General features: G+C 40.7%; 3 protein-coding genes. 1 reads left to right on the forward strand and 2 read right to left on the reverse strand.

Translation table 11 applies throughout. The features are described from left to right. The coding region (locus tag A3766_RS27535; protein WP_156509195.1) for a helix-turn-helix domain-containing protein at positions 1 to 326 on the reverse strand (326 nt) is incomplete at its 3' end. A gap of 293 nt (positions 327 to 619) precedes the next feature. Beyond that, positions 620 to 1,030 carry a hypothetical protein gene (locus tag A3766_RS27540; protein WP_068508864.1) on the reverse strand — a complete coding sequence of 137 codons (411 nt, stop codon included), beginning with the start codon at positions 1,028 to 1,030 and terminating at the stop codon, positions 620 to 622. 429 nt (positions 1,031 to 1,459) lie between these two features. Between A3766_RS27540 and A3766_RS27545 the strand changes: the two genes are divergently transcribed. Next, on the forward strand, positions 1,460 to 1,642 hold a 183-nt coding region (locus A3766_RS27545), incomplete at its 3' end, for a hypothetical protein (RefSeq protein WP_197479796.1).

Below are 1,642 nucleotides of genomic sequence, written 5' to 3' on the forward strand. Positions count from 1 at the left end.
TTTTGGCTGTATCTAGAGTAAACGTTTACGTAATTATCTTGATGCTTACGCTCTTTTTGGCCATCAAAAAGCCCCGTGCATAGGTATATCAGGTCGGTATCTAGAATTTCACACAGAGCAATCAGCTTATTAATGTCTGTTGGAACAGAATTTGTTTTAGTCGGGTTCTCCCAATCGATATAGACCCGTCGTGAAACGCCCATCGCCTCAGCAAGTTCTTGCTGCTTTAATGGTGTGCCTCTTTTTAGACCGTAGGCATTCCTTAGTTCTTTTAATCTTCGGGCAAAATGNGCTTTTATGAGTGGGAATTTAGTTTCGTGAAGCATTTTAGGGTACCGAGATTAACAATTCGTAACATTTTTGTTTACAGTGTAATGTGAGCTCTGGTTCACTTTTGTTGACTGATGAAAAAATTAAAGTGCTATATATTGCACAATGATCTAATTTTGTTTTTGACGCAAGCTTTGTTTTGAGGCGCGATAAATTTGGTGGAAGAGGCTTGAACTAATGTGGGGCAGTTCTTCGGAAAGCAGGGTGCTGTATAGGCGTATATGCTGATTGATATATAAGCCCAATTAAGTTCAGTGGGCTTATATATCAATTTAGGAGTCAGCTTGATTTAACGTTTTTTAAGGCGTGATAGAAGGCGGCGAGAATTTCTTTTGTTCGGTGTATTGTTTGAATCAAGGCCTGCTTGGTTTTTACTTATGTGTGCTTTTTTTTGCTTTTCGATAGCGCTCATGGACTCAGGTTCATTTGTTTTTTGAGGAGGTTTGGAAACCGGCTTCCTTGCTTTTACTGCTTTGCTTGAATTAGCTTTTCTGATTATCTTTTGTTTTCTTATCTCGGCTTCGATCAGTGCGATATCTTTTAGAAGAGCTTTTTCATGATCAGGTGTCTTTCGTTTAGTGACTCTTTTTTTTACTTTGGGTTCTTTATCGGTTAGTAATTTACTTACCCACTTCTCATCAAACTCAGGGGGAAATTGCTCCTCAAGATGGGCTGCAATCTTTTTGTTGAGTGTTGACATATCCGTTCTCCTGTCATTGTTCAGCCTCGACTCGCTCGTAAGGTACCGGAAATGTATATGGCGTCCTATAGGCGAGCGAATGCAGTGGGAGGCTGATAGTCCCTAGAAAATTACGTATGATGCTGAAGGATTGTATCGCGGAGTATATGGTGGCCAAGGTTTCTAGCAAGGTCGCATAGAGGGTTGGCTTTCACGTCCGTGTTGTAGTTTTAGTAGTATCGATGGCTTCCAAGCGCGAGGGATAATAGGCGCATCTTAACAGGGGGTCAATAGTGCAATCGTGATTCTTTCATAGTGTTAAGTTTATAGAAAAAAGCTGAGCGATAAATTAATTACTCTTTCGTGATACTTTCGTGAGGAATGTAGCTGAGCCTATGCGTAACAATGTTTCCACCAAAACAACATAAATGTTTTCCGGAGGAAACTGACATGAAAAAAACTCACTCAAGTATCAAAAAAATTGCGCTGGGGCTTTTACTTCCAGCTTTTAGTGCTCCTTTTGTGCAAGCCGCAGAAGTGGATGTCACTATCGAAAACCTGACCAGAGGAATATTCTTTACGCCCTTGGCTGTTACAGCTCACCCTGAAGGTTCGTCGTTATTTGAACTTGGA

The sequence above is a fragment of the Oleiphilus sp. HI0132 genome, from assembly GCF_001635845.1.

Excerpts from the sequence above, each read along its gene's own strand:
- A3766_RS27540 (WP_068508864.1), bottom strand. The coding sequence starts at position 1,030 with ATGTCAACACTCAACAAAAAGATTGCAGCCCATCTTGAGGAGCAATTT.